The sequence below is a fragment of the Stenotrophomonas maltophilia genome, assembly GCF_006970445.1.
Classification (GTDB): domain Bacteria; phylum Pseudomonadota; class Gammaproteobacteria; order Xanthomonadales; family Xanthomonadaceae; genus Stenotrophomonas; species Stenotrophomonas maltophilia_AU.
On the sequence record NZ_CP033877.1, the window covers coordinates 1,276,931 to 1,302,103 of the forward strand.

Annotated in this window: 26 protein-coding genes and 1 tRNA gene; 22 read left to right on the plus strand and 5 right to left on the minus strand. The window is 66.9% G+C overall.

All coding sequences use genetic code 11. The features are described 5' to 3' along the window. Positions 1 to 10: 10 nt before the first annotated feature. Together EGM71_RS05870 and EGM71_RS05875 are read left to right on the plus strand one after the other, a co-directional pair. Positions 11 to 86: transfer RNA gene (locus EGM71_RS05870), tRNA-Thr, on the plus strand. Positions 87 to 187: 101 nt separating this feature from the next. Then, positions 188 to 730, plus strand: a complete 543-nt coding sequence (locus EGM71_RS05875) for a hypothetical protein (protein WP_223224540.1) — start codon at positions 188 to 190, stop codon at positions 728 to 730. Between the two features lie 118 nt (positions 731 to 848). On the opposite strand, the gene EGM71_RS05880 is transcribed toward EGM71_RS05875, so the two are convergent. Together EGM71_RS05880 and EGM71_RS05885 are read right to left on the minus strand one after the other, a co-directional pair. Next, positions 849 to 1,184, minus strand: a complete 336-nt coding sequence (locus EGM71_RS05880) for a hypothetical protein (protein WP_188488401.1) — start codon at positions 1,182 to 1,184, stop codon at positions 849 to 851. 13 nt (positions 1,185 to 1,197) lie between these two features. Then, entirely contained in the window at positions 1,198 to 1,833 is a 636-nt protein-coding gene (locus tag EGM71_RS05885) for a GyrI-like domain-containing protein (RefSeq protein WP_188488403.1), read from the minus strand. Positions 1,834 to 2,185: 352 nt separating this feature from the next. Here EGM71_RS05885 and cyoA point away from each other — a divergent pair, with 352 nt between their 5' ends. The 4 genes from cyoA to cyoD are packed head-to-tail and all read left to right on the plus strand — an operon-like array spanning position 2,186 to position 6,211. After that, the gene (gene cyoA, locus EGM71_RS05890; protein WP_188488404.1) at positions 2,186 to 3,235 is read left to right on the plus strand and encodes a ubiquinol oxidase subunit II; all 1,050 of its coding nucleotides are present in this window, start codon (positions 2,186 to 2,188) and stop codon (positions 3,233 to 3,235) included. Positions 3,236 to 3,237: 2 nt separating this feature from the next. Further along, entirely contained in the window at positions 3,238 to 5,235 is a 1,998-nt protein-coding gene (gene cyoB / locus EGM71_RS05895) for a cytochrome o ubiquinol oxidase subunit I (RefSeq protein ID WP_188488406.1), read from the plus strand. Beyond that, positions 5,232 to 5,870 (plus strand): cytochrome o ubiquinol oxidase subunit III, encoded by a 639-nt coding sequence (cyoC, locus tag EGM71_RS05900; protein WP_188488408.1) that lies wholly within the window; start codon positions 5,232 to 5,234, stop codon positions 5,868 to 5,870. Before cyoB ends, cyoC begins: the two co-directional genes overlap by 4 nt. Next, positions 5,870 to 6,211, plus strand: coding sequence for a cytochrome o ubiquinol oxidase subunit IV (cyoD, locus tag EGM71_RS05905; RefSeq protein ID WP_014036396.1), 342 nt, complete (start codon positions 5,870 to 5,872; stop codon positions 6,209 to 6,211). The genes cyoC and cyoD overlap by 1 nt, the downstream gene beginning before the upstream one ends. Before the next feature lie 136 nt (positions 6,212 to 6,347). Here cyoD and EGM71_RS05910 read toward each other — a convergent pair whose 3' ends face one another. Then, positions 6,348 to 8,405 carry a putative bifunctional diguanylate cyclase/phosphodiesterase gene (locus EGM71_RS05910; RefSeq protein ID WP_188488410.1) on the minus strand — a complete coding sequence of 686 codons (2,058 nt, stop codon included), beginning with the start codon at positions 8,403 to 8,405 and terminating at the stop codon, positions 6,348 to 6,350. 149 nt (positions 8,406 to 8,554) lie between these two features. Here EGM71_RS05910 and radA point away from each other — a divergent pair, with 149 nt between their 5' ends. From radA to EGM71_RS05930, 4 genes are all read left to right on the plus strand, one after another. Then, positions 8,555 to 9,931: a DNA repair protein RadA gene (radA, locus tag EGM71_RS05915; RefSeq protein ID WP_188488412.1), complete on the plus strand. Its 1,377-nt coding sequence runs from the start codon at positions 8,555 to 8,557 to the stop codon at positions 9,929 to 9,931. Positions 9,932 to 10,087: 156 nt separating this feature from the next. After that, positions 10,088 to 11,947: an ATP-binding protein gene (locus tag EGM71_RS05920; RefSeq protein WP_188488414.1), complete on the plus strand. Its 1,860-nt coding sequence runs from the start codon at positions 10,088 to 10,090 to the stop codon at positions 11,945 to 11,947. A 48-nt stretch (positions 11,948 to 11,995) separates the two neighbouring features. Further along, complete coding sequence (locus tag EGM71_RS05925; RefSeq protein ID WP_188488416.1) at positions 11,996 to 14,302, plus strand: tetratricopeptide repeat protein; 2,307 nt, start codon at positions 11,996 to 11,998, stop codon at positions 14,300 to 14,302. A 92-nt stretch (positions 14,303 to 14,394) separates the two neighbouring features. Next, positions 14,395 to 14,859, plus strand: a complete 465-nt coding sequence (locus EGM71_RS05930; RefSeq protein WP_188488418.1) for a hypothetical protein — start codon at positions 14,395 to 14,397, stop codon at positions 14,857 to 14,859. Between the two features lie 89 nt (positions 14,860 to 14,948). Here EGM71_RS05930 and EGM71_RS05935 read toward each other — a convergent pair whose 3' ends face one another. Continuing rightward, positions 14,949 to 15,743: a cytochrome C assembly family protein gene (locus EGM71_RS05935; protein WP_188488420.1), complete on the minus strand. Its 795-nt coding sequence runs from the start codon at positions 15,741 to 15,743 to the stop codon at positions 14,949 to 14,951. A gap of 122 nt (positions 15,744 to 15,865) precedes the next feature. On the opposite strand from EGM71_RS05935, the gene ffh reads away from it, so the two are divergent. The 10 genes from ffh to EGM71_RS05985 all read left to right on the plus strand — a co-directional run bounded on the left by ffh (position 15,866) and on the right by EGM71_RS05985 (position 22,880). Further along, on the plus strand, positions 15,866 to 17,242 hold the full coding sequence (ffh, locus tag EGM71_RS05940; protein WP_188488422.1) for a signal recognition particle protein: 1,377 nt from the start codon (positions 15,866 to 15,868) through the stop codon (positions 17,240 to 17,242). Between the two features lie 91 nt (positions 17,243 to 17,333). Next, positions 17,334 to 18,410 (plus strand): NAD(P)H-dependent flavin oxidoreductase, encoded by a 1,077-nt coding sequence (locus tag EGM71_RS05945; RefSeq protein WP_188488424.1) that lies wholly within the window; start codon positions 17,334 to 17,336, stop codon positions 18,408 to 18,410. Beyond that, positions 18,407 to 19,210 carry an aminotransferase class IV family protein gene (locus tag EGM71_RS05950; protein ID WP_188488426.1) on the plus strand — a complete coding sequence of 268 codons (804 nt, stop codon included), beginning with the start codon at positions 18,407 to 18,409 and terminating at the stop codon, positions 19,208 to 19,210. Before EGM71_RS05945 ends, EGM71_RS05950 begins: the two co-directional genes overlap by 4 nt. Positions 19,211 to 19,317: 107 nt before the next feature. Next, positions 19,318 to 19,578, plus strand: a complete 261-nt coding sequence (gene rpsP / locus EGM71_RS05955) for a 30S ribosomal protein S16 (RefSeq protein ID WP_005415733.1) — start codon at positions 19,318 to 19,320, stop codon at positions 19,576 to 19,578. A 44-nt stretch (positions 19,579 to 19,622) separates the two neighbouring features. Then, a complete protein-coding gene (gene rimM, locus EGM71_RS05960; protein ID WP_188488428.1) occupies positions 19,623 to 20,135 on the plus strand; it encodes a ribosome maturation factor RimM in 513 nt (170 codons plus the stop codon). A gap of 8 nt (positions 20,136 to 20,143) precedes the next feature. Beyond that, complete coding sequence (trmD, locus tag EGM71_RS05965; protein WP_188488430.1) at positions 20,144 to 20,902, plus strand: tRNA (guanosine(37)-N1)-methyltransferase TrmD; 759 nt, start codon at positions 20,144 to 20,146, stop codon at positions 20,900 to 20,902. Between the two features lie 153 nt (positions 20,903 to 21,055). Continuing rightward, positions 21,056 to 21,457, plus strand: coding sequence for a 50S ribosomal protein L19 (rplS, locus tag EGM71_RS05970; RefSeq protein ID WP_005408597.1), 402 nt, complete (start codon positions 21,056 to 21,058; stop codon positions 21,455 to 21,457). A gap of 82 nt (positions 21,458 to 21,539) precedes the next feature. Beyond that, positions 21,540 to 21,920: a DUF6404 family protein gene (locus tag EGM71_RS05975; protein WP_188488432.1), complete on the plus strand. Its 381-nt coding sequence runs from the start codon at positions 21,540 to 21,542 to the stop codon at positions 21,918 to 21,920. Between the two features lie 79 nt (positions 21,921 to 21,999). Beyond that, on the plus strand, positions 22,000 to 22,434 hold the full coding sequence (locus EGM71_RS05980; RefSeq protein ID WP_188488434.1) for a DUF1801 domain-containing protein: 435 nt from the start codon (positions 22,000 to 22,002) through the stop codon (positions 22,432 to 22,434). Between the two features lie 38 nt (positions 22,435 to 22,472). Then, positions 22,473 to 22,880 carry a DUF1801 domain-containing protein gene (locus EGM71_RS05985; protein WP_188488435.1) on the plus strand — a complete coding sequence of 136 codons (408 nt, stop codon included), beginning with the start codon at positions 22,473 to 22,475 and terminating at the stop codon, positions 22,878 to 22,880. A gap of 69 nt (positions 22,881 to 22,949) precedes the next feature. Here the strand turns inward: EGM71_RS05985 and EGM71_RS05990 are convergent, their stop codons facing one another. Beyond that, a complete protein-coding gene (locus EGM71_RS05990; RefSeq protein ID WP_188488437.1) occupies positions 22,950 to 24,422 on the minus strand; it encodes an MATE family efflux transporter in 1,473 nt (490 codons plus the stop codon). 62 nt (positions 24,423 to 24,484) lie between these two features. Between EGM71_RS05990 and EGM71_RS05995 the strand changes: the two genes are divergently transcribed. Continuing rightward, entirely contained in the window at positions 24,485 to 24,724 is a 240-nt protein-coding gene (locus tag EGM71_RS05995; RefSeq protein ID WP_188488439.1) for a hypothetical protein, read from the plus strand. 9 nt (positions 24,725 to 24,733) lie between these two features. Then, positions 24,734 to 25,141: an RNA-binding S4 domain-containing protein gene (locus EGM71_RS06000; protein WP_188488441.1), complete on the plus strand. Its 408-nt coding sequence runs from the start codon at positions 24,734 to 24,736 to the stop codon at positions 25,139 to 25,141. Positions 25,142 to 25,173 lie beyond the last annotated feature (32 nt).

Below are 25,173 nucleotides of genomic sequence, written 5' to 3' on the forward strand. Positions count from 1 at the left end.
CGCGGGCTCCGCCGGAATAGCTCAGTTGGTAGAGCGGCGCATTCGTAATGCGTAGGTCGCAGGTTCGACTCCTGTTTCCGGCACCAGTTGTAATGAAAAGCCCCGGCCTTGGCCGGGGCTTTTTGTTTGGGTTGTGCTGGCGGGCGCGGGCCCAAGGCCGGCGGAAACGTCTGATGGAACTGCGGGCATGTACCTGCTCGGTCGAGGTCATTACCATTGCCGAGGTGTATTGCTTGCGGCGCTGGGCTGGGCTGGGCTGGGCTGGGCAAGTCAGTTTCAATCAACAGGGGATGTCATGAAGAAGATCGTGGTGAGCCTGATGGCGTGCGTCGTTCTCGCCGGCTGTGCGACCCGTCAGATCAGCTCCGAACAGGCGCAGCCGGTGCCTGCCGAGCGGATTTTCGCCTTCAATGGGATGGGGGACAGTGCTTCCGGGCAGGTAATCGTCACGCGCGACGTCGGCGCGGTTGGTGGGGCGTGCCCACTTGCACTGTATATCGACGGCACCTTGGCAGCCCATCTGCAGCGGGGAGAGTCTGTCTCGCTGTCTGTGCCTGCCGGCAATCGCATTGTCAGCGCAAGTTTCGCGGGTAAAGGGCTCTGTTCGTGGGGGGATGAATCGGCGCACAGGCGCGAAATTTCCCACGTGGTCACGGCGGGTGGCAGAACCAAGATCCGTCTCGCATTGACCCATGATGGTGTGATTCAAATCGGTCCGACCGCGTTCTAGACGCACTCCACGCAAGACGAGCAGTTACATCAACAGAAAGCCCTGGCCGTTGCCGGGGCTTTCTGTTTGTGCCCGAAGGGAAAGGTCGGTCGGCGACGTCACCGATGCAAACACAGCTTCATTCACGTCCAACGATCACCGCACCCCGTGCCAGCCACCACGCCAGCTGCCGGAGATAGCCACCTGCTGCTCCCGCCGATGCACCGATCAGCAGGTGTGCGAGCACGCTGGCCCCGCGCGCGGCCCGCTCGCGCACCCAAGGCAGTACCGCCACCATCTGCGCAGCCAGCAACAGCATCAGCACGTCCAGCCCCAGCGCATCCACGACCGGCAACAACGGCAGCAGATCCGGATTGCAGGCCAGCACGATCACCAGCGCAGCACCCAGCACGGCCATCAGGCGGCGCCCGGCGGGCAGGGTGGTCCAGTGCAGCAGTCGGCTGATCAGGCGCATGGCGTTCCTTGTGTCACGTGCAGGAGTCCTCATCAGGCTCAATCGGGCGCACCGGCTGCCGCAGCACGGTTTTCAACCGCGCCGCGTCGGTCCTGCGCGGGTCGCTCAGGTAGATCTCATGATGGGGGCCGGCAAAGGTGTATCCCAGTGCGGGCATCAGTTCGTCATGCAGCTGCGCCAGGGTGGGGCCTTCGTCGTCGTAGGCGCCCACGTGCAAGGTCTGCAGGCTTGGGCCCTCGGCAAGGAGTTCATGGCGAAGGCTGGGCGGAGCCTCGCCCAGCTTCGTGCGCGCCTTGCTGATCGCGGCTTGCCACTGTGCGGGGCCGATGCCCTCTGGCGTGCGGATCATTACGGTCCAGGCCCACTCATCCTTCCGCCGCGCGGCGAAGCTGGCCGGGTCCTCGGCGCTCCACAGCGCTTCCAGCGGTGGCACCACGTAGTCCTGCCCCTTGGCCTTCAGCGCGAACTTCAGTGCATAGCTCACCGAATACAGCCACTGCACGGCCTGCAGGTAGGTGGGGGCCGTGTTCGGGTCGCCGCGACCATCGACCATCACGTAGGGCAGGGGCGGCACATCGACCCGTACGAATTTGCCGGCGGGCGGTTGATAGAGCGCCCGGTCGCGCTTCTTGAAGTCGATCTTGTCCACGGGCCTTCCTCCTGCGCCGAGCATCCCACGCCAGGCACCCGCCAGCACGCCTGAACAGGTTCAGATGACTTTGCCGAACGAGGGCGGACCGCGGGCCAGCACCTGATGCTAGGATGCCGGCCCCGGGCGTCCTGCCCGCCGCGCCCGCGCGGTGCGACAACGTGTCGCAGCCAGAATCGGGCCTTTCCTGCGCTCGATCATTGTCAATGCCTTTCTTAAATGGTGGGTGACGGCCTAAAATTGAAAGGCTGACTCGACCCCACCTCCCTGCCTGTCTTCCGGACCGGTGGGACCGGCTTTGGCCGGAACAGGCAGGACGGGGAACGGCATTCCCTCGCAATTGGATCGACCGATGATTCCGTTGAAAACCCTTGGGCGCTGGTTGCGCCCGGGCCTGCTGCTGTCGTTGCTGGTGATGCTCACCGGTTGCGATGCGGTGGCCATCCTCAGTCCGAAGGGCCAGATCGGCCAGGATGAGAAGACCCTGCTGATCACGGCCACCGTGCTCATGCTGCTGGTCGTCATCCCGGTCATCATCATGACCCTGACTTTCGCGTGGAAGTATCGCGCCTCCAACACCAAGGCCCGTTACGAGCCGAAGTGGTCCCACTCGACGGCGATCGAGGTGGTGGTGTGGTCGATTCCCTGCATGATCGTGCTGGTGCTGGCGGTCCTGACCTGGCGCTCGTCGCACGCACTGGACCCCTACAAGCCGCTGGATTCGGACGTCAAGCCGGTCACCATCGAGGCGATCTCGCTGGACTGGAAGTGGCTGTTCATCTATCCGGAAGAGAAGGTGGCGGTCGTCAACGAAATCAAGTTCCCGGTCAACACGCCGCTGAACTTCAAGATCACGTCCGATTCGGTGATGAATGCCTTCTTCATCCCGCACCTGGGCAGCATGATCTACTCGATGGCTGCGATGGAGACCAAGCTCCACCTGATCGCCAACGAGACCGGTGAATTCCCGGGCATGTCTTCGCACTACAGCGGCGCGGGCTTCGCCAAGATGCACTTCACCGCCTACTCGGTCACCGATGCCGAATACCGCCAGTGGCTGGACCAGGTCCGCGCCGGCGAGCAGACCCTGGACAAGGCCTCGTTCAAGGCGCTGGGCGAAGCACGCAACGCCGAGTGGTACCCGGTCACCTACTTCGGCAAGACCGAAGAAGGCCTGTTCGACTGGGTCATCGCCAAGCACATGGGCGACAACAAGCATTACGGCATGAAGCACAAGGCCCCGGCCGACGGTGCCGCTGCTGAAGGCCATGATGCCCATGCAGGTCACGAGGGCCACGAAGGCCATACCGACGCTGCCGCCGCTCCGGCCGAACACGCCGGACACACTGCTGACGAGCACGCCGCCGCCGGTCACGCCGGCCACGCGGGCTCGGGAGAATGAACATGTTGGGTAAACTCTCAATTGAGTCGATCCCCCACGATCCGATCGTCCTGACGACGTTGATCGGCGCGGTTCTTGGTGGCCTGGGCGTCATGGCCCTGATCACCAAGTTCAAGCTGTGGGGCTATCTGTGGAAGGAGTGGTTCACCTCGGTGGATCACAAGAAGATCGGCGTGATGTACCTCATCGTCGCCTTCGTCATGCTGCTGCGCGGTTTCTCCGACGCGATCATGATGCGTACCCAGCAGGCGCTTGCCGTCGGCGGGTCCGAGGGTTACCTGCCGCCGCACCACTACGACCAGATCTTCACCGCCCATGGCGTGATCATGATCTTCTTCGTGGCGATGCCGCTGATCACCGGCCTGATGAACCTGGCCGTGCCGCTGCAGATCGGTGCGCGCGACGTCGCGTTCCCGTTCGTCAACTCGCTCAGCTTCTGGCTGTTCGTGTCCGGTGCGGTGCTGATCATGCTGTCGCTGTGGATCGGTGAGTTCGCTGCCACCGGCTGGCTGGCGTTCCCGCCGCTGTCGGGCATCGAATACAGTCCAAGCGTAGGCATGGACTACTACATCTGGGGTCTACAGGTGGCGGGTTTGGGTACCACGCTCAGTGGTATCAACTTCTTCATCACCATCCTCAAGATGCGCACCCCGAGCATGAAGCTGATGCAGATGCCGGTGTTCACCTGGACCGCCCTGGTGACCAACGTGCTGATCGTCGCTGCCTTCCCGGTGCTGACCATCACCCTGGTGCTGCTGACCCTGGACCGTTACCTGGGTACGCACTTCTTCACCAATGACGGTGGCGGCAACGCCATGCTGTACATCAACCTGATCTGGATCTGGGGTCACCCGGAGGTGTACATCCTGGTCCTGCCGGCGTTCGGTGTGTTCTCCGAAGTCATCGCGACCTTCTCGCGCAAGGCGCTGTTCGGCTACAAGGGCATGGTCTACGCCACCGCCTGCATCGGCGTGCTGTCGTTCATCGTGTGGCTGCACCACTTCTTCACCATGGGCTCGGGTGCCAACGTCAATGCCTTCTTCGGCATCACGACGATGATCATCTCGATCCCGACCGGCGTGAAGATCTTCAACTGGCTGTTCACCATGTTCCGCGGTCGCGTGCAGTTCACCACGCCCGTGCTGTGGACCATCGGCTTCATGGTCACCTTCACCATCGGCGGCATGACCGGCGTGATGCTGGCGATCCCGGCCATCGACTTCGTGCTGCACAACAGCCTGTTCCTGATCGCCCACTTCCACAACGTCATCATCGGCGGCGTGGTGTTCGGCATGTTCGCCGGCATCACCTACTGGTGGCCGAAGATGTTCGGCTTCCGCCTCAATGAGTTCTGGGGCAAGTGCGCGTTCTGGTGCTGGTTCATCGGCTTCTACGTGACCTTCATGCCGATGTACGTGCTGGGCTTCATGGGCATGACCCGTCGTCTGCAGAGCACCGTCAACCCGGCCTACGAGCCGCTGCTGCTGGTGGCCGCTGCGGGTGCCTTCATCGTCGGTGCCGGCATCCTGTGCCAGATCATCCAGGTGGCCGTGTCGATCCGCGACCGCAAGAAGACCGCCGACCTGACCGGCGACCCGTGGGATGCCCGTACGCTGGAGTGGGAAACCTCTTCGCCGCCGGCCTTCTACAACTTCGGCAGCCTGCCGGAAGTCACCGAGCTGGACGATTTCTGGGAGCGCAAGCAGCGTGGTGAAGCCTGGCCGAAGCCGGCCAAGTACACCGACATCCACATGCCGCGCAACACCGGCACGGGCGTTGTCATCGGTGCCTTCAGCCTGGTGTTCGGCTTCGCGATGATCTGGCACATCTGGTGGCTGGCCATCGTCGGCTTCGTCGGCATGATCGCCACGTTCATCTACCGCACCTTCGACCAGGACGTGGACTACTGGGTCCCGGCCGCCGAGGTGGAACGCATCGAGAACGAACACCGCAAGCACCTGGAAAACCAGGGCCTGGTGAAGTCGGAGCTGAAGGCATGAGCACCAATACCTCGACCCTGAGCCACGGGCACGCCGCGCAAGCGGCGGCCCATGGCCATGACGACCACGAGCACCACGACACCGGCGGCAACACCGTCTTCGGTTTCTGGGTGTACCTGATGAGCGACTGCCTCATCTTCGCCTCGCTGTTCGCCACCTACGTGGTGCTGTCCGGCGGTACCGATGGTGGTCCCACCGCGAAGGACCTGTTCGAGCTGCCGTTCGTGGCGTGGGAAACCGCGCTGCTGCTGACCTCGTCGCTGACCTTCGGCCTGGGCATGATCGCCATGCACCGCAAGCAGGTCGGCCAGATGTTCCTGTGGCTGGCGGTCACCTGGCTGCTGGGCTTCGGCTTCATGTGCATGGAAGTCTATGAATTCCAGCACCTGATCCATCAGGGCTACGGTCCGGACCGCAGTGCCTTCCTGTCGGCGTTCTTCGCCCTGGTCGGCACCCACGGCCTGCACGTCAGCGCCGGCCTGCTGTGGCTGCTGGTGATGTTCGTGCAGCTGAAGAAGTACGGCCTGACCCCGACCAACAAGACCCGCATGGCGTGCCTGAGCCTGTTCTGGCACTTCCTGGACCTGATCTGGATCGGCGTGTTCTCCGTCGTCTACCTCAATGGAGCGCTGTAATGGCACATGACAACCATGCACACGACCACGCGGCCGGCGGCGAGAGCCACGGCAGCGTCAAGTCCTACCTGATCGGCTTCGTGCTGGCGGTGGTGCTGACCGTCATCCCGTTCTGGATGGTGATGTCGGGCGACTTCTCGCGCACCGTCAACGGTGTGGTGATCGCGGTCACCGCGGTGCTGCAGATGCTGGTCCACCTGGTGTTCTTCCTGCACCTGGACCGCTCTTCGGAAAGCCGCTGGAACGTCAACGCTGCGGCGTTCACCGTTGTGGTGATCGGCATCATCGTGATCGGCACCCTGTGGGTCATGCACAACATGAACGTGCACATGATGCACTGACGTCCTCGCGACGTTGCCACGCAGAAAGGCCGCCCTCGGGCGGCCTTTTTGTTTGCAGTGGGGGGCGGTGAGGAACATCCACGCATGGCGTGGATCTACTGGAGTGGTGGGTGCGGAGCTTGCTCCGCACACCGACTCACCCCACCCGGCGCATGAACTCTTCGGCCTCCATCGGCCGGCCGAGGTGGTACCCCTGCAGCTGGTCGCAGCCGAGCTCGCTCAGGTACTCGCGCTGCGCCTGGGTCTCCACGCCCTCGGCCACCACCTGCAGCTGCAGGGTGCGGCCCAGCGCGATGATCGACGAGACGATGGCGGCGTCCTCGTCGTTGCGCTCCAGGTCGTGCACGAACGCACGGTCGATCTTCAGTTCGGTGGCCGGCATGCGCTTGAGGTACAGCAGGCTGGAATAGCCGGTGCCGAAATCATCGATGGCGATGTGCACGCCCATCGCGGTCAGGTCGTTGAGAATCGCGAGGCTGGCATCGACGTCCTTCATCGCCGTGGTCTCGGTGATCTCCAGGGTCAGGCGTGCCGGTTCGATCCGGTGCCGTTGCAGCACCTCGCGCACGCTGTCCAGTAGCGCCGGCGAGGCAAACTGCAGCGGCGACAGGTTCACCGCCATTGTCCATTCGGCATGCCCGGCATCGTGCCATGCCCGCAGCTGCGCACAGGCCTGGTCCAGTACCCAGTCACCGATCGGCAGGATCAGGCCGCTGCGCTCGGCGATGGGAATGAACACATCCGGCGCCAGCAGGCCAAGCTCCGGATGCTGCCAGCGCAGCAGTGCCTCGGCGCCGGTGGCCGGTGCGCCCGCGGCAGGAAATTTGGGCTGGTAATGCAGGAGCAGTTCGTTGCGGGCGATGGCCTTGCGCAGGTCCTGCAGCAGGCGCAGCTGGCGGTTGGCACTGAGCTGCATCGAGGGGGTGAAGAAGGTATAGCCGTTACGCCCGGTTTCCTTGGTGTGGTACATCGCCGCATCGGCGTGCGCCATCAGCTCGCGCTCGTTGCTGGCGTCATCCGGGTACAGGGCGATGCCCAGGCTGGCGCTCACCTGCAGTTCGGCCGCATCCAGCGTGAACGGTTCGCCGGCAGCGGCGATGATGCGCTCGGCCACCACCACCGCATCGTCGGGAATATCGATGGCCAGCACGATCACGAACTCGTCGCCGCCAAGGCGGGCGAACGTATCCTGCGGCCGCAGCAGGCTGCCGATGCGCTGTGCCACCGCCACCAGCAGGCGGTCGCCGAGCTGGTGGCCATAGGCATCATTGACCGCCTTGAAGCCATCCAGGTCGCAGAACATCACCGCCACCGCATGATTGCGGCGCCGCGCCTTCTCGATGGCCTGCTCGATGCGGTCCTGCAGCAGCATGCGGTTGGGCAGCTGGGTCAACGGGTCGTGCAGTGCCGCCTGGATCAGCTTGTTGTTGGCGTGCGCCAGCGAATCGGCCAGCAGCCCGGTGCGCACGCGCATCTGCCGGTCGAACAGCGAGGCGACCAGGGCGATGCCCAGCGTGGCCACTGTGGTGACGATCACCAGCACCGCGAGCCAGCGCGTGTCGATGCCGCCACTGCCGACGGCGCCACAGATGCTGCCTTCGGGGAAGCGCGCCGCGGCCATGCCGGTGTAATGCATGCCGACGATGGCCAGGCCCATCACCAGTGATGCGAGCGCGCGCAGGAGAAGGGTGTGGCGATGCTCGGCGCGCAGGCGGAAGGCGATCCACAGGGCGGCGCCAGCGGCACCGATGGCCACCGCGATGGAGGCGGCAAACCAGCCCGGGTGGTAGTCGATGCCGGGCTGCATGCGCATCGCCGCCATGCCCAGGTAGTGCATGGTGGCGATGCCCAGGCCCATCAGCACGGCACCGGCCAGCAGCCGGCGCCACGGCAGGCTGGGGCGCGACACCAGCCACAGCGCATAGGCGGAAGCACCGATCGAGACCGCCAGCGAGTACAGGGTGATGCCAAGGTCGTAACCCACCGGGATCGGCAGGTCGAAGGCGAGCATGCCGATGAAGTGCATCGACCAGATGCCCAGCCCCATGGCCGCCGCGCCCCCCGCCAGCCACCAGCGGGCCACGCGGCCCTCGGCCGTGGCAAGGCGCCCGGCCATGTCCAGCGCCGTGTACGAGGCAAGAATGGCCACCAGCAGGGAGATGATGACCAGGCTCTGACTGTAACTGCCAGTCATGTTGAATCCAGTGGGGGAGGAAGGGGCGCCCGCAAGGCGCACGCCCGCGACCCCTATCGGCGCGGGTGGGCAGGACTTGAGCGGTCGCAGCACCTGCGACCCGGCTCGGCTATCCTGCCACGCCTGTTCCCGTTGCTGGAAATCATCCGATGGCAAAAGCCCGCACCGCCTACGTCTGCAATGAATGCGGCGCCGAATTCAGCAAGTGGCAGGGCCAGTGCACCGAGTGCAACGCCTGGAACTCGCTGTCGGAAATCGCGCTGGAAAGTGCCGCGGCCGCCAAGGCGCCGGCGTCGCGCCGGGCGGGCTGGGCCGGCAAGATCGATCCGCCGAAGATCACCGCCCTGAAGGACGTGGAGCAGACCGAGCACCGGCGGGTCACGACCGGCATCGGCGAGTTCGACCGCGTGCTGGGTGGCGGCCTGGTCGAAGGCGCGGTGGTGCTGGTGGGCGGCGACCCGGGCATCGGCAAGTCGACGCTGCTGCTGCAGGCGGTGGCGAAGATGGCGGTCGAACTGCCGGTGCTCTACGTCACCGGTGAAGAGTCGCTGGCGCAGGTCGCCGGGCGCGCGCACCGCCTGGAGCTGCCACTGGACGGGGTCAATGCGCTCGCCGAGACCGGGGTCGAGTCGATCCTGCAGCACGCGTCCAAGGCCGGCCCGCGGCTGATCGTGGCCGATTCCGTCCAGACCCTGTGGACCGAGAGCCTGACCGCCGCGCCGGGTTCGGTCAGCCAGGTACGCGAGAGCGCGGCGCGGCTGGTGCGTTTCGCCAAGGAAACCGGCACCGCCGTGTTCCTGGTCGGGCACGTGACCAAGGAGGGCGGCATCGCCGGCCCGCGCGTGCTGGAACACATGGTCGACGCGGTGCTGTACTTCGAGGGCGAGAGTGGCAGTCGCTTCCGCCTGCTGCGCGCGTTCAAGAACCGCTTCGGTGCGGTCAACGAACTGGGCGTGTTCGCGATGGGCGACAAGGGCCTGAAGGAGGTCTCCAACCCATCGGCGATCTTCCTGTCCGGCGGCAGCACCCATCAGCCGGGCAGCTGCGTGATGGTCACCCGCGAGGGCACGCGGCCGCTGCTGGTGGAGGTACAGGCACTGGTCGATGCATCGCCGCTGTCGAACCCGCGCCGTGTCGCGGTCGGCCTGGAGCAGAACCGCCTGGCGATGCTGCTGGCGGTGCTGCATCGCCACGGCGGCGTGCTGGTCGGCGACCAGGACGTGTTCGTCAACGTCGTCGGTGGCATCCGCGTGCAGGAGACCGCCGCCGACCTGCCGGTGCTGCTGGCGGTGCTGTCCTCGCTGCAGGACCGGCCGCTGGCGGAAAAGACCATCGCCTTCGGCGAAGTCGGCCTGTCCGGCGAGATCCGCCCGGTGCCCAATGGCGAAGACCGCCTGCGCGAGGCTGCCACCCATGGCTTCAAGCGCGCCATCGTGCCCAAGGCCAATGCGCCCAAGGGTGGTTCGGTGAAAGGCATGGAAGTGATCGCGGTGGAGCGCCTGTCCGAGGCCATCGACGCGGCGTGATGCCTGCCGCGCGCCCGCCGGGCACGGCCCGGCGTTGCCTTCGCGCGTGCGGAATGCGGCGGTGGGCACGGCAACGGTCAGCTTCCCTGTGCTAGTTTTTCCCGCTCGACGAAGACGCCCTCTGGCGTCTTTCCGTGCCCAGGAGTAAACGATTACATGCAGGACACCGCGCTCACTGCCCCCAACGCCGAGATCCGTCGTGCCGGGGTCGATCTCAATGGATTGATGACGGTGCTGGGCAAGCACCTGTATTCCACCCCGGTGGTGGCGCTGCGTGAGCTGGTGCAGAACGCGCATGACTCGATCATCCGCCGCCGCATCGAGCAGCCCGGCGTCGAGGTGCCTTCGCGCATTTCGGTGCAGGTCGATGCCGGTGCCGGCGTGCTGCGCATCACCGATACCGGTGCCGGCCTGACCCGCCAGGAGATCCACGATTACCTGGCCACCGTCGGCGTCGGCTATACCCGTGGCCTGCGCCAGGGCGGCGAGGACGATGAAGGCCTGATCGGCATGTTCGGCCTCGGCTTCCTGTCGGCCTTCGTGCTGGCGCGCCGGGTCAGCGTCCGCACTACGTCGTACCAGACACCGGATCTGGGCCATCTGTACGTGTCCAGCAACGCCGAGCAATACACCGTCAGCGAAGTGCCGGCACGTGCGGTCGGCACCGAGGTGGAGCTGGAGCTGCATCCGGACTTCCTGCCGCTGGCCAACGAGGCGCGCCTGCATGAGGTGCTGGGCCGCTACTGCGCGTTGTTGTCCGAGCCGATCTTCATCGGCGCTGCGGGCGAGGCGCTCAATCCCGAGCCACCGCCGTGGCGCGGCCAGGGGGATGTCGCCGTGCATCCGGTGCAGGCGCGTCGCCAGGCGCTGCAGTTCGCTGCTCGCTTCGAGCACGATTTCGAGCCGATCGTCACCGTGCCGCTGCGTGCCGATGGCAACAGCGATGCCACCGGCCTGCTGTGGGTGCAGGACGGCGCCACCTATGGCACCAGCGACAACCGCAACCTGTCGGTGTTCGTGCGCGGCATGCTGCTGGATGACGACGCCCGCGACCTGCTGCCGCCGTGGGCCGGTTTCATCGGCGGGGTGATCGAATCCTCGCGGCTGACGCCCACCGCCAGCCGCGAAGACCTGCAGCGCGATGACCAGTACCGCGCCGTGCAGCATGCCTTGCTGGAGGCATTGATCGACGGCCTGGCCGACGTTGCGCGGCAGCAGCCGGAAGCGTGGCGACGCGTATTGAGCCGCCACAACGAGGCGCTGCTGGGCGCGGCGCTGTGCGATGAGCGCCTGTTCGACCTGCTGCTGGAACACGTGCGCGTGCCGACCTCGCAGGGCGACCTGCCGGCCAGCGCGCTGCCAGCGCGGGGAGCCGTGCATGTGATCCTCGACAACGGCGGCGGCTTCGAGGAAATGCTGTTCCGTGCGATGGGCGTGCCGGTCGCGCATGGCCATCGCTACGCGGTGGTGCCGTTCCTGCGACGCTGGGCCCAGGCCAAGGGCCTGCGCCTGGTCGAGCTGGGGACCGAGCAGGGCAATCGCGCGCTGTTCCGCAGCGACGACAGCCTCGACGAGGCGCAGCTGGCATGGCTGCGCGAACAGTTGGGCGATGGCGAGCAGCTGCTGCCGGCGCGCTTCAGCCCGGAGGCATTGCCGGTGGTGGTGGTGCCCGACCGCGAGGCCGAGCTGAAGCAGCGCCTGGAGGACGACGAGAACGATAAGCGAGTTTCGATGGCGGCGCTGCGCCTGGCGCGGCAGTTCACCGCACGCATCGAATCGCGCGCACCCTCGCGGCTGTACCTCAACCTCGACAACCCGGCGGTGCAGGCGCTGCTGCGCGCCCAGCGCGAGGGCCACCCGCAGGCCGAAGCGGCGGCACGCCTGCTGCGCTCGCTGAAGATCATCGTCGCTGCGCAGGGCCGTCCCCTGGCCCGGGCAGCGACCGCCACGCCAGGCCCGGATCTCAACGGCGCCTTTACCGATATCGCCGGTGCCCTGCAGCAGATGCTGCGCTGAGCACCGCACCCTCTCATCCAGCCTTCGCTAGACAGGAGCACTTACCCCATGGACATCTGGAACTGGGTCGAAAAACTGCAGGGCGACCTGCGCCAGGCCGGCCAGGCGCAGAACGCGCACCTGCTGAACCGCCTCGCCGACGAGGTCAGTGAGCTGCAGATCGACCGCGTCGATGCGCTGCTGCCCGAAGCGCGCGCACTGGGCAAGGCGCTCGACAATCCCTGGGTCGACGTTTATGTCGGCCACTGGGCGCTGCGCAATCGTGTCGGCAACCGTGTTGAAGGCGAGAGCGCACTTGGCGAGGCCGTGTCGCTGTTCGAGCGCGCGCACCGCGAGGACACCCTGGAATGCCCGCAGTCGATCTGCGTGACCCAGGATCTGGCCGCCTGCTACGGCAATATCGATGGCCCGGGCTGGGTGCCGGAGCGCATCGAGGTGTGCGACGAGACCCTGGGCCGCATCGATCCAAGCTGGGCCTGCTTCCAGTGCCTGAGCTGCGAGAAGGCCGATGCACTGCTCGACGATGGCCGTGGCCAGGAGGCGCTGGATTACCTGCAGGTGCAGTCCGATGCGATCGAGGCCTGCGGCAAGGAGGTGTTCGACAGCTTCCCGGAGATGCAGATCAAGATCCTGCTCGCCGTCGGCCGGGCCGAAGAGGCACTGGTGCTGATCGAAAAGCGCGAGGCCGAAGTGGCGGCTTCCGGTGAGTACGAGCCGGCCAATTGCACGGTGCCGCGCCGCCTGTCCAAGGCGTGGGCGCTGGCCCAGCTGGGCCGCGACGAAGAGGCGCTGCAGCAGCTGGTGCCGTGGCGCGAGCTGACCCCGAACTACTGGCGGCTGTGGGCGAACACCGCCGCTGCGCTGTGCCAGCGTGACCCTGCACGCAATACGTGGGACCTGGGTACGCGCTTCAACACGATCATCGAGCACTTCGCCCGGGTCGGTTCGCATCGCCTGCTGATCGAAGTCGCGGCGCTGAGCCTGGAGCTGGCGCTGCAGCGGGGAGCGCGCTGGGTGGCGCTGCGCCAGCTGGAGCTGGCGCGTACCCATCTGGCGCAGCTGCGCCAGGACCGGGGTGCGGCTGCGCTGGTGGCCGGCCTGGCGGCACGCATCGATGCCTTGCCGGAGATGGCACCGCTGCCGGCACCGGCGGGCGAGTTGCTGGCGTGGCTGGACGCGCGGGGCGAGCAGAACCAGTCGCGCGATCCGGAGCGTGAGGCGCAGTGGCTGCTGCAGGCACAGGCGCAGCTGCCCGATGACGAGGCCTTGGCCGAGATGGCCGCCTCCGCGCTGGGCGCCTGTGGTGCACAGACCGAAGCGCGCGCATTGCTGTGGCGCTTCGTGCGCGCGCACGCGCAGGATGACGGCCCGGCCGCCTACACGCTGATGCGCTGGCTGGCCGAGCAGGGCGACGACGATGGCCTGCGCCAGCTGGCCGAACTCTATCGCGGCAGTGTGCCGGTGTTCGCGCACTGGTGCGAGGTGCAGCGCGCACGCCGCGTGTCCGACTGGCCGGCGCTGGAGCAGGCCGCGCAGGCGCTGCTGGCGGCATCGCCAGGTTCGCACGGTGCACGTGGCACGCTGGCGCGGATGTACATGGAAACCGGCCGTTTCAGCGAGGCGCAGGCCTGCTATGCGCAGCTGGTGGAGCTGCTGGAAGAGCCGAGCGCCGCGCATTGGGACCACATGAGTGCAGCCAGCGCGGCGCGCGACTGGGATGCGGTGCGCCGCTCGGCCGCAGCGATCGGCATGGAGCTGTCCAGCCAGGACGGCGTGGTCGAGGAGCCGTGGGGCTGGGTGATCATCCGCAGCGAAGAGAACGGCGAGCCGATGGAGTACTACGCCCGTCGCAGCGGCCCGGTGACCGCACGCATCGTCGAGAACGCGCCGGCCAACCGCGCGCAGCAGGTGGGTGACTGGGTGGTGTTCGATGCCGCGCTGGTGCATCCGGCACCGGAGGAGGAGGAAGCGCGCGAGCATTTCATCCCGACCTATGCGCAGGTGCATGTGCTGGAGCGCGGCGGCTTCGCCCGCAGCTGGCTGATCGACGGCGCACATCCGGGCGAAGAAGCCTGGAACGCCTTTGTCGCTGCGGCCGAAGCGCAGGGCTGGCAGGTGTGGTCGCACAGCCGCCCGGACTACACCGTGACCGATCCCGACGCGGAAGAGGGCACGCTGCCGGGCCTGCTGTTCACGGTCGCCCAGCCGCAGGACCATGCGCCGCTGGCGCTGCACCGCTTCCTGCAGCAGGAAACCGTGAAGTGGCCGCATCCGCACTGCTGGCTGCGCCTGGCTGAAGCCTGCGACCAGGATCGCCAGCCACACCTGGATGTGATCGAGCGTTACGGCTTGTAAGCCGGGTATCGGGTAGTGCCGGCCACTGGCCGGCAGCGCCGGGATATCCTGTATTGCCGGCCAGCGGCCGGCACTACCTCAAGGAGAAATACATGCGAAAGACAGGGATGTTCGTGATCGCCGGGCTGCTGCTGGCCCCCACCGTGCAGGCCGGGCCGGCCTGCCAGGAACCCGTGGCTGTGGCCCGCGCCTTCTACGAGGCAACGACGGGCGATGGCGACCTGCTGGAGCCACCACCGGCGCTGGTCAGCCCCGCTTTCGGCAAGGCGCTGCGCGGCGAGCGCGCCTGCCAGCAGCGCGAAGAGGGCATCTGCACGATCGATTCCGATCCGTGGCTGGATGCGCAGGACGGCGACATCGAAACGCCGGTGCGTTACAGCTGGAAAGAGGCGTCGGCCTCCGCCGGCCAGGTCGAGATGCGCTATTCGGTGTGGAAGAAGGCCTACGTGACCCGCCTGCCGATGGTGCGCCAGGGGCAGGGCTGCTGGCAGGTTGATGACATCCTCACCAACAGCGGCCGCTCGGTGCGGAAGATCCTGGCCCAACCGGTGCCTTGACCCGCTTACGGCATCCACGCATGGCATGGTCCAGTTGCCGGCCAGCGGCCGGCACTACGGGGGGGGGGCGACCGTTGGTCGGCACGCCTCTATCGCGAATGCCCGAACACCAGTTCGATCACGAACTGGCTGCCGAAGAACGCCAGCAGCAGCAACAGCATCGCCGCCAGTGTCCAGTGCACCGCCTTCATGCCGCGCCAGCCGTAGCGGCGACGGCCGATCAGCAGCACGCCGAATACGATCCATGACAGCACGCTCAGCACGGTCTTGTGCACCAGCTTCTGTGCCAGCAGGTCGTCGACGAACAGCACGCCGGTGACCAGGGTCAGGGTCAGCAGCGCGAAGCCGACGGTGATCACCCGGAACAGCAGCGATTCCAGGTCGGCCAGCGGCGGTAGCGCACGCAGCCACGGGCGGAACTCGCGGCGGCGCAGCGCGCGTTCCTGCAGCCACAGCATGATCGCCAGCAGCGCGGCGATGCTCAGCGTGGCATAGGCCAGCAGCGCCAGCCAGGCGTGGCTGGCCAGGCGCCAGCCCAGCACCTTGCTCGGTTCGTGGCCGTAGCCGTGGTAGGCCAGCAGCAGCACTGCGGCCAGCGGGAACACCACCACGCCCAGCGCCGACATCCGTCCACGCGCGCCGACCAGCGAGGTCAGCCAGGCCATGCCCAGGCCGACCAGAGACAGCGCGGCGAAGAAGTGCATGTCCGGCCCGCCGTTGGTACGCATCGCCACCATCACGTGGTAGCCGCCATGCAGCAGCATCGCCGGCAGGGCGGGCCACAGCCAGGTGGGGGAGCCGGTGCTTTCATCGCGGCCGAGCGCGCGCACCAGCAGGGCAGTGGCTGCCAGGTAGAGCAGGGCGGCGATGAGAACGATTGTCATCGTTGCAGTTTCGCATACCCCTGCGGTGGTGGCGACGGCCCCGTGGTCGCAGTCCGGGGGGACAGCCGGACCCGCTATACTGTCTGCCTTATTGTCCCCCGCTTTCAGACAGGTTGCGCCGCATGTTCGAGTCCCTGACCCAGCGCCTTTCCGGCACCATCGAGCGCCTGCGTGGCCGTGGCCGCCTGACCGAGGAGAACATCCGCGAGGCGACCCGCGAAGTGCGCATCGCGCTGCTCGAAGCCGACGTTGCGCTGCCGGTGGTGCAGGCCCTGATCGAGCGCATCAAGGTGCGCGCGGTCGGCCAGGAAGTGCTGAAGTCGCTCACCCCGGGCCAGGCCCTGATCAAGGTCGTGCGCGACGAGCTGACCGCGGTGATGGGCGCCGAAGCCAGCGACCTGAACCTCAATGTTCCCGCTCCGGCCATCATCCTGATGGCAGGCCTGCAGGGCGCCGGCAAGACCACCACGGTGGGCAAGCTGGCCAAGCACCTGAAGGAAAAGCGCAAGAAGAAGGTGATGGTGGTCTCGGCCGACGTCTACCGTCCGGCCGCGATCGAGCAGCTGAAGACCCTGGCCGAGCAGGTCGGCGTGCTGTTCTTCCCGTCCAGCGCCGACCAGAAGCCGGAAGCCATCGTCCGCGCCGCCATCGACGATGCACGCAAGTCGTTCGTCGACGTGCTGCTGGTCGATACCGCCGGCCGCCTGGCCATCGACGAAGCGATGATGGCCGAGATCAAGGCCCTGCACGCTGCGGTGAATCCGGCCGAAACCCTGTTCGTGGTCGACGCCATGACCGGCCAGGACGCGGCCAACACCGCCAAGGCCTTCGGCGACGCCCTGCCGCTGACCGGCGTGGTGCTGACCAAGACCGACGGTGACGCCCGTGGCGGTGCCGCGCTGAGCGTGCGCTATATCACCGGCAAGCCGATCAAGTTCGTCGGTGTCAGCGAAAAGCCGGAAGGCCTGGACGTGTTCCACCCGGACCGCATCGCCAGCCGCATCCTCGACATGGGCGACGTGCTGTCGCTGGTCGAGCAGGTCGAGCAGCAGGTCGACAAGGACAAGGCCGCCAAGCTGGCCGAGAAGGTCGCCAAGGGCAAGAAGTTCGACCTGAACGACATGCGTGACCAGCTCGAGCAGATGCAGAACATGGGCGGCATCGGCGGCCTGATGGACAAGCTGCCGGGCCTGGGCAATATCCCCGACCACCTGAAGCAGCAGGTGAGCCAGGGCAAGGAAGTGCCGCGCATGATCGCGATCATCGGCTCGATGACCAAGAAGGAGCGGCGCAACCCGAACCTGCTCAACGGCTCGCGCCGCGCGCGCATCGCCAAGGGCTCGGGCGTGACGCCGGCTGACGTCAACAAGCTGATGAAGCAGTACATGCAGATGGAAAAGATGATGAGCAAGATGGCCGGCGGTGGCATGAAGGGCATGATGCGCAGCATGAAGGGCATGATGGGCGCCATGGGCGGCCGCGGCATGCCATTCCGTTGATGCAGCGACGGGGCCGGCGCGCATTGCGACCCGGCCCCGGTCACAATGACTGGCGTATGCTGGATGGCGACTTCTCCAACAGGTATGTCGCGTGAACGCATCGCCGATTCTTGAACGCGCCGACACCTTCTGTCGGCGTTTTTCATTGCAGCTTCCGATCCTGCTGGCACCGATGGCCGGTGCCTGCCCGGTGCCGCTGTCGGCCGCGCTGGCCAACGCCGGCAGCATGGGTGCGATGGGTGCGGTGCTGTCGCCGGCCGCTGATATCGGCTGCTGGATGGATGACTTCCGCGCCGCTTCCAATGGGCCGGCGCAGGTGAACCTGTGGCTGCCGGATCCGGCGCCCGTTCGCGATGTCACTGCCGAAGCCACCAGCCGCGCCTTCCTCGCCCAATGGGGCCCGGACCTGCCTGCCAGCGCGGCCGACGCCACGCCGGCCGATTTCGATGAACAGTTCGCCGCCTTGCTGGCCGCGCGCCCGGCGGTGGCCTCGACCATCATGGGCGTGCTGTCGCCGCGCCACGTGCAGCAGTTGAAGGACGCCGGCATCGCCTGGATCGCCTGCGCGACCACGCTGGCCGAAGCGCGCGCGGCGCAGGATGCCGGTGCCGATGCGGTGGTGGCGCAGGGCGCCGAAGCCGGCGGCCATCGCGGTGCGTTCGACCCCAGTCTGGCCGAGCGCCAGCTGGTGGGCCTGTTCGCGCTGCTGCCGCGCTTGGCCGATCACCTGCAGATTCCGGTGATTGCCGCCGGTGGCATCGCCGATGGTCGTGGCATCGCCGCTGCGCTCACCCTCGGCGCCAGTGCCGTGCAGATCGGCACTGCCTTCCTGCGCACGCCCGAAGCGGCGATCGCCTCGGCGTGGGCCGATGGGCTGGCCGCCAGCGAACCGGAAGACACCTGGCCGACCCGCGCCTTCAGCGGTCGCCTGGGCCGCGGCCTGGCGACACCCTATGTGCGCGCCGCCGCTGCAGAAGGCGCCCCGGCGCCGCGTCCGTACCCGGTGCAGCGCGGGTTGACCGCGCCGATGCGCAAGCAGGCCGTGCAGGAAAACCGTCTGGCGGCGATGCAGGCCTGGGCCGGGCAATCGGCGTGGATGGCACCGGCACAGCCTGCCGCCGACGTGTTGCGTGGTATGTGGAAACAGGCGCAGGCGCTGCTGCGATGACGCTGACCTGCAACGGCCAGTCGGCACAGGTCGAGGACCTGCTGCCGGCGCTGGTGAACTATGGCCACTTCACTTCGCTGCAGGTGCGCGAGCACGCCGTGCAGGGACTGGACCTGCATCTGGCGCGGCTGTCGCAGGCCACGCGCGAACTGTTCGGCAGCGAGCTGGATACGGCGCAGGTGCAGGGTTGGATGGTGCAGGCGCTGCGGCAGGCCGGCCTGGCCGATGCCTCACTGCGGGTGACGGTGTACTCGCGCCGCTTCGATTTCCGCAACCCGCTGGCGGCGGTGCCGGTGGACGTGCTGGTGGCGGTGTCCGCGCCGGTGACGCTGACCGCCTCCAAGCGCGTGCGCAGTGTGGCCTGGCAGCGTGAACTGCCGCAGATCAAGCATGTGGGCACGTTTGGTCTGTTCGCCGAACGTCGCGCGGCGATGGCGGAAGGATTCGACGATGTGCTGTTCGTGACCGCCGATGGCGACGTGAGTGAGGGCAGCACCTGGAACCTGGCCGTGCACGATGGTGAACGGCTGCTCTGGCCGCAGGCGCCGGCCCTGCGCGGTACGGCCGAAGCGCTGCTGAAGCAGCATTGGCCCGGCGCGCAGCTGACGCAGCCATTGGCGCTGTCGGAGCTGGACAGCGTGAAGGCCGCTTTTGCCTGCAACGCCAGCGGCCTGTGGGCGCTGGAGGCCATTGACGGGCATGTCCTGCCCGGCTCGCAGGCACTGGCTGAACAGGGCAGGGCGGCGCTGGCGGCGGTGGCCTGGGACAGATTGACATCAGATCCCTTTTGCGGCGCATAAGGGATCGGACCTCGGGAGTGCATCCCGGGGTTGGCTCGGCCGGGCTCTGCCGCTATAATCGCCCGCTTACCTCGCCATCCTGGCGACTGGGCAATAGGAAAAACACCATGGTCAAGATTCGACTGACCCGCGGCGGCGCCAAGAAGCGTCCGTTCTACCACATCATCGTGACCGACGTGCGCAGCGCGCGCGACGGCCGCAACATCGAGCGCGTTGGCTTCTACAACCCGGTCGCCCAGGGCGCCGAGAAGCGCATCGAGCTGGACCTGGCCCGCGTTGACCATTGGGTCAAGAACGGCGCCCAGCCGACCGACAAGGTCCGCAACCTGATCAAGGAAGCGACCAAGTCCCAGGCCGCTGCGGCCTGATCCTGACGGGCCACGCTTCGGCGTGGCCCTCTTGGTTGAAGCAGATGAAAGATATCGAGCGCCGCATCCTGCTGGGCAGGGTTGTCGGCGCTTTTGGTGTGCGCGGCGAGATCAAGCTCGAGTCCTGGACCGAGCCACGTTCCGCCATTTTCCGTTACCAGCCGTGGATCGTGCGCAGCCCGTCCGGCGTGGAAACCACGATTGAAGGTGTACGCGGCCGCGACAGCGGCAAGCACCTGGTCGCCCGTTTCCCCGGCGTCGAGGACCGCGATACCGTCGAAGCGATGCACGGCACCGAGATCTACGTGGCCCGCAGTGCATTGCCGCCGCCGAAGCCCGACGAGTACTACTGGGTGGACCTGGAAGGCCTGGACGTGAAGACCACCGAGGGCATTGCCCTGGGCCAGGTCTCGCATCTGTTCAGCACCGGTGCCAACGACGTGGTGGTGGTCCGTGGTGACCGCGAGCGGATGATTCCGTTCGTGCAGCCGGACTTCGTCAAATCGGTCGACTTCGAGGCCAACCTGGTCGTGGTCGACTGGGATCCCGAGTTCTGAGTGTGAGCATGCGTTTCGACGTCATCACCCTGTTCCCCGAGTTTCTCGCCCAGTCCGCTGGACTGGGCGTGGTCGGGCGCGCGCAGGAGAAGGGGCTGTTCAGCCTGCATGGCTGGAACCCCCGTGATTACGCCGAAGGCAACTACCGTCGGGTGGACGACCGTCCGTTCGGTGGTGGCCCGGGCATGGTGATGCTGATCGAGCCGCTGCAGGCCTGCCTGCAGGCGATCCGCGATGCTGATCCGACCCCGGCACGGGTGATCTACCTCAGCCCGCAGGGGGCGCCGTTGACCCAGGCCAAGGTGCGGGAACTGGCGGCACTGCCGCGCATGGTCCTGCTCTGTGGCCGCTACGAGGGCATCGACGAGCGTTTCCTGGAGGCCAATGTCGACGAGGAAATTTCCCTCGGCGACTACGTGCTGTCCGGTGGCGAGCTGGGCGCGGCGGTCATCATCGACGCCGTGGCCCGCCTGCAGGATGGTGCCCTGAACGACGCGGAATCGGCGGCGCAGGACAGCTTCGAGGGCGACCTCGGCCTGCTCGACTGCCCGCATTACAGCCAGCCGGCCCAGCACCCGCTGGGTGACGTGCCGGACGTGCTGCGCTCGGGCAACCACGCGGCCATCGCGGCATGGCGCCGCCAGCAGTCGCTGGTCCGTACCGCCCAGCGGCGCCCGGACCTGCTGGATGAACAGGCGCTGGGCAAGGCCGACCGCAAGTTGCTGGAACTGGGCCGTCAGGCCCGGAAACACAAGGCCAGCCCCTAGCGCAGGGCTGGCTTTATCGGCTATCATGGCCAATTCCGCCAGCCTCGGCCGGCGCGCGCAGTACCCAAAACAAACGTGCAGCACAGTCCCGTGACTGCATGAGCCTACGTTGTCGACACGACACGCCCACCCGAACAAGAATCGGTGTAACCCATGAGCAAGCTGAACAAGTCCATCGTCGCGGAATTCGAATCCGCCCAGATCACCCGTGAACTGCCGAAGTTCAGCCAGGGCGACACCGTTGTCGTCAACGTGAAGGTGAAGGAAGGCAGCCGCGAGCGCGTGCAGGCCTACGAAGGCGTTGTCATCGCCACCAAGAACGCCGGCCTGAACTCCTCGTTCACCGTCCGCAAGATCTCGCACGGCTACGGCGTCGAGCGCGTTTTCCAGACCCACAGCGCCATCATCGACTCGGTCGAAGTGAAGCGTCGTGGTAAGGTCCGCGCCGGCAAGCTGTACTACCTGCGTGGCCTGGAAGGCAAGGCTGCCCGCATCAAGGAAGACCTGGCTGCCGCTGCTGCCGCCAAGGCTGCCCGTCTGGCCGAAAAGGCCTGATAAACAACTTCGGTTGTTGCCGCGACGGCCACCTTCGGGTGGCCGTTTGCGTTTCCGGCATCGCATCGGCCACGATCAGGTGATGAACGACATCAACCCGCGCTATCCCGCCGTGATCCAGTCAGCGTTGCGCTTCCTCGACGGCAAGGGGCTGGCGCGTGTGCAGTCGGCGCCTTTGCTGCATCGCCTGCTGTGGCGCGTGGGCATCGCACTTCCACCGCCGATCCTGGCCGGCTTCGGTACCAATGCGCTGGTGCAGAGCCTGTTGTTCGGGCTGTTCTGGACCGCGCTGATGTGGCTGATGCTGTGGCAGGGCAGCGAGCGCCCACTGGCGCTGTTGCTGGTGGCCGGCCTGGTAGCCGGTGCGCTGTTCGGCATTGTGATGGCGGCGCTGATGCGCTCGCTGCGCCGGCACCGCAAGCTGCCGGACTGGCGGCAGTTCCGGGCGCGGCAGGCGGACTGAGCCGATGGCGCACTGCGCCGTGACCGCCCGCTACGGGCCGCGCTAGGCTGCAGCTTCATCCCGATGGTCGTACCGTGCGATGCCTGCCAAGCGAACCGCACCTTCTGCCGCGCCCACGCTGCTGTCCGGCGGCAACCCACAGATCGCCAAGGGCGAGGGCGATGCCCCGGTGCAGGCGTACATCGCCGCCATGCCGGACTGGAAACGCCCGATCGGCGCACAGCTGGATGCGTTGATCGAACAGGCGGTACCCGGCGTGCACAAGGCGGTGAAGTGGAACTCGCCGATGTATGCGGTGGCGCCGGGCGAAGGCTGGTTCCTCAGCTTCCATTGCTTCACCCGCTACATCAAGGTGGCGTTCTTCCGCGGCGCGGCGCTGACGCCAGTGCCACCCGAGCCGTCCAGGAGCGCCGATACGCGCTACCTGCACATCGCGCAGGATGGCGCGCTGGATGAAGCACGGTTCCTCGACTGGGTGCGCCAGGCCGCCGCGTTGCCCGGCGAGCGCATGTAACCCCGACGTTCTGATTTCCTTCCCGACGAGAGCCGCTGATGGCCACGCATGCACCGAACCCTGCCGATGCCGGAACACCGGCGGCCGAACTGATCGACGCGCGCATCGTCGAGCTGGGGGATTGGCGTGGTGAAACCCTGGCACGTGTGCGTGCGTTGATCCATGAGGCGCTGCCCGACGTGCAGGAAACCTGGAAATGGCGGGGTACACCGGTGTGGGAGCACAACGGCATCCTGTGCACCGGCGAGACCTACAAGCAGGCAGTGAAGCTGACCTTCGCCAACGGGGCGGCGCTGGCCGACCCGAAGGGCCTGTTCAACGCCAGCCTGGAGGGCAACACGCGGCGTGCGATCGACATCCATGAAGGCGCGATGCCGGATGCCGCTGCGTTCAAGGCGCTGATGCGCGCGGCGGCGACGTTCAACGCGGCGAAGAAGAAGCGGTAGAGCCGGCCGCTGGCCGGCTGTTGCGCGATGCTTCCGGAGAGGTGTGAAGTTGCCGGCCAGCGGCCGGCACTACCGGGGCGGCGCTGACTCCAGCGCTGCATCCGGATCGGCCACCGGCGACGGTGGGCAGGCGGGAATTTCCGAGGGCGTGGCCAGTTCTTCGGCATGCGAGGGCTTGCCCATCATCTTCGCCTTGCGCCAGCCACCCCAGCGGTAATACGCCAGCGACAGCAGCATCGACACCAGTGAGCTGACCGGGAAGCTCCACCAGATCGCATCGGCGCCCCAGTACGGCTGCAGCAGTTCGGCGAAGGGGACGCGTACGCCCCACAGCGAGCCGGCCAGGATCAGCAGCGGCGGAATCACCGCGCCGGTGGAGCGCACCACGCCGGAGATCACGAAGCTGACGCCGAAGAACAGGAACGAGCCGATCACCACGTGGTTGAGATGGCGGGCGATGTCCAGCGCCTGGCTGGCCGGTGGCAGGAACAGTGCCAGCAGCTGGCGATCGAACACCACCAGCGGCAGGATCAGCGCGCCGGTCAACAGGAAGTTGAACAGCACGCCCTGGCGCGCGGTGCCGCGCACGCGATCCCAGCGCTGCGCACCGACGTTCTGTGCGGCCATCGAAGAGCACGCCGCACCGATCGCCATCGCCGGCATCTGCAGGTAGTTCCACAGCTGCAGGGCAGCGCCGTAACCCGCGCCGGTGTCGGTACCGTACTGGTTGACCATGGTCATCAGCAGGATCACCGACAGCGAGATCAGCACCATCTGCAGGCCCATCGGCACGCCCTTGATGACCAGCGCCTTGAGGATGGTCATGTCGAGCTTGAACAGGCGCATGTCGGCGCGGCCCAGCCACAGGGTGTGGCGCTTGTGCCGCATGTACAGCAGCAGGCCGGCCAGCGACAGCGTCTGCGCGACCAGCGTGGCCCAGGCCGAGCCGGCGATACCCAGCGCGGGGAACGGCCCCATGCCGAAGATCAGGACCGGGTTCAGCACGATGTCCAGTGCCACCGACACCATCAGGAAGCGGAACGGCGTGCGCGAGTCACCGGCACCGCGCAGTGCGGCGGTGAGGAAGGCGAACGCGTACAGCGTCGGCATCGCCAGGAAGATGATCTGCAGGTAGGCCTCGGCCAATGGCAGCGAGGCGGCCGGCGTGCCCATCGCCGCCAGCAGCGGATGCGCCATGAACCAGCCAGCGATGGCGATGATCACCGACAGGCCGATGAAGAAGGTGGCGCTGGTGCCGACCACGCGCCGCGCCTGCGCGATGTCGCGCGCGCCGATCGCCTGGCCGATCAGGATGGTCGAGGCCATGCCGAAGCCGAACACCGAGCCGATCAGGAAGAACATGATGTTGTTGGCGTTCGCGGTGGCGGTCAGTGCCGCCTCGCCGAGGAAGCGCCCGACCCAGACCGCATTCACCGAACCGTTCAGCGACTGCGCGATGTTGCCCGCCAGGATCGGCAGGGAAAACAGCAGGAGATTGCGGCCGATCGGGCCGGAGGTCAGGTCAAGCGGCGCTTTGGCCATGGAGTGGTGATCGAATCCCGGGAGGCGCACACTAGCATCAAGCCGGTTTGCGGGATGTGGCAATGCATCAACGACTGCAGGTGAAGTGGAGCGTGCCGCTGGCCTTGATCAGCGCTGTACTGGCCGCATGTTCGATGGACGACCGGCTGGGCGATACCCAGATCCGGCCGACCGACCGGCCCGAGTGCCTGGTCGGCAGCCAGCGCCAGGACCTGGCCTCCGGCGTGCGGCCGCTGATCGGCGGCACCGGCTGCCGGGCCGATCCGGATAACCCGCGTCCTCTCAACAAGCCACCGGAGTAGTACCGAACAATGCCTGAGCTTTCCCCGCTGTCGCCCAGTGTCCGCCTGGACATCTGGCTGTGGGCGGCCCGTTTCTTCAAGACCCGCAGCCTGGCCAAGCAGGCCATCGAAACCGGCAAGGTCAGCGTTGCGGGGCAGCGCCCGAAATCCTCACGTGCGGTGCGCGTGGGCGAGCAGCTGCAGGTCGACCGTGGTGAGGAGCATTTCGAGGTCCAGGTGCTGGGCCTGAGCGACCAGCGCGGGCCCGCACCGGCGGCACAGCAGCTGTATGCCGAGAGCGAGGCCTCCAAGGCCCGTCGTGCCGAACAGCGTGCGCTGCGCATCGCCGCATGCGATGGGTTCCAGCCGCCGGAGCACAAGCCGGACAAGCGCGCACGGCGGTTGATCCGCGCACTGGGCGATATCGACGCGTTGTAAGCAACAGGGCGCCGGACCGGGTCCGGCGCCCG